This is a genomic window from Bifidobacterium sp. POST2/T3 (B1) (assembly GCF_058197115.1).
In genome coordinates this window covers 1-2,101 of record NZ_JBVPQK010000449.1, presented here as the reverse complement: position 1 = coordinate 2,101, position 2,101 = coordinate 1, and the positions used below count along the sequence as shown (strand labels likewise).

General features: G+C 60.9%; 1 protein-coding gene and 1 pseudogene. Both read right to left on the bottom strand.

Translation table 11 applies throughout. The annotated features are described in order from the left end of the window. Window positions 1-540: pseudogene (locus AC0AP0_RS12660) on the bottom strand (helicase); the annotation flags it as partial. A gap of 8 nt (window positions 541-548) precedes the next feature. Next, window positions 549-2,101: variant leucine-rich repeat-containing protein (locus AC0AP0_RS12655; RefSeq protein ID WP_490430744.1), on the bottom strand; the 1,553-nt coding region annotated here is incomplete at its 5' end.

Genomic DNA, 2,101 nt, shown 5'->3' with positions numbered 1-2,101 from the left:
CATGGCCGAGATCAAGGCAGGATTAAGATCCACCTTGCCTGTGAATCTGATGGAGGCTCTGGAGGTTCCCTGTGTGCTCTCATCAATACGCACGGGGTAGAGCAGAACAGGCATGTCGCGCCCCTGCCAGGCAGCCACTCCTACCACCATGGAGAGCTGGGCAAAGCCGCTGGCACGCTCCTTGGCGGCCTGATCGTCCAGAACCCGCTCCATGCGCCGGTGGGCCGCGCGCAGCATGCCCCGGTCTCGGAAGAGCGCATCCAGATGGACCTGGCCGCTGGCGAAAAGCTGTGCAATGCCTGAAGGATGCGCATGTGACAGGTCCATCTGCGCAGCCAGCTGCGATACACTCTCCAGAGGAGTCAATCCCACCTGGTTCTGGTATTCCTGGCGCCATCCTCGAATTCGATCCAGAGGAGTCAGCGGAGCTTTGACCTCTTCTGCCGCACGGTCAGGGGAGGATTCGGCCGCTGATGCCTGTGCATCCTCGGTACGTTTGCCCTGTTCTGATCCCCCGGTGCTCATTACCGTCTCGCTCATCCGTCTACTCACTTCCGCACGGCGTTCAGATATTCGTGATACCCCTCATTGTTTTGCAGGGCCGCATCGATGTCCCGGTCGCCCTGGGCCTCCAACCAGGCGTAAAGATCATCGTAAAGGGCCGGGTTCATGGCCAGGAAAGGCAGCAGCTGCCGATGCTTGGCCATGGCGAACTGCAGGGCGAAGTCCCCGGTTCGCTTGGCATCATCAGAACTCATCCCGTCCACCTCGATGGCCTCCTGGCCGCGGTCATAGTCACCCTTGGAAACCCGTTCGAAGACGGATCCGGGCTCAAAGGCCGGCTGGTATTGATGGTCATCATCCGGCTTTTCCGCTGGATCAGGAAGCCGGGACTGATCCGGTTCCTCCTTGGACAGGCGGGCCAGCTCCACAGCTCCCAGCGGGGTGAACCCTTGGGCTGAGCCTGATTCGCCCCCCCGGCCTTGTCTGGACTGGCCGTCTGCATGGCCTTTGTAGTCGGAAGAGACGCTTTCATCTTGTTGACCACGATCATCACTAGCATTCTGGTCATAGCGTTCCTGGTCATGAGCGGATTCAGCGGAACGCGAGCGACGAGCATCAGCGAAAAGGTCACGGTCGACCGGCTGCCTGTCCTCCTCCTGGGTGCCGACCAGCGGCAGACCCTGCTCGGATTCGTCCTCCTGCCACGGCAGGGGTCGGCGGTCTTCGTCACGAGAGTCCTGAGCCTGGAAGTCCCCTTCACGCCGGCCACCCTCGCGGTCTTCGGATTCTTTGTCATCCGGCTGGTCGGCATAGGCTCTGCGAGGGTCAGCTACCTGACCATCTGCCGAGCCAGTACCTGCCGATCCCTTGTCAGTCTGGCCACGCTCTGCTGAATCAGGATCGTCATAATACCGCGCTTGCGAGTCACGCGTATTCGCAGACGCTGATCTTCCGGAGAAAGGCGGCGACGCGCTATCCTCCGAGTCGCGAGCAACTGAGGCAGACCTGGGACGATCTTGTGAAATTCCGTCCGCCTCTTGGGAAGAATCGGCTGTCTTGGCGGCACCCAGGGCCATATCATGAAGGGCAGTGACCCGGTTGCGGACCCCGTCGGCCTTGAAGATGCCGGTGGGCTCGCCGGCACGCATATCCAGAATGTCGTCAACGGACATGTCGGCTGCATCAGGCTCCACCGTGCCGCGGGGCTGTGTGGAGTATGAGAAGAGGTCAGGTACCCGGAGCGAGGGATCGGTTTGGTCTTCTTCGGGATTGCTGATGCGCACGAAATCGACAGGAACATCACCGAACTGGAAACGAGCCGAGGTGCTGGACAGGGGGTAAGCGGCATCCACAGGCAGCCTGACCAGTGATCCGTCAGACTGGATCAGATAGGACCCGTTGGTGGAACCCATGTCGCGCAGGGTGGCCAAACCGTCCTGATCGACGGTGAAAATGGCATGTCGTTTTGACATGGATTTAGTCTGATCGGTCACCTCCAGACGACGCCGGCCGTCATCGGGCAGCGGACGCAGAGGCTTGCGGCCGATCTCGACGGTCTCGCCAGGCTTGAGCCGGGTCTCTTCCACCCCATTGAACT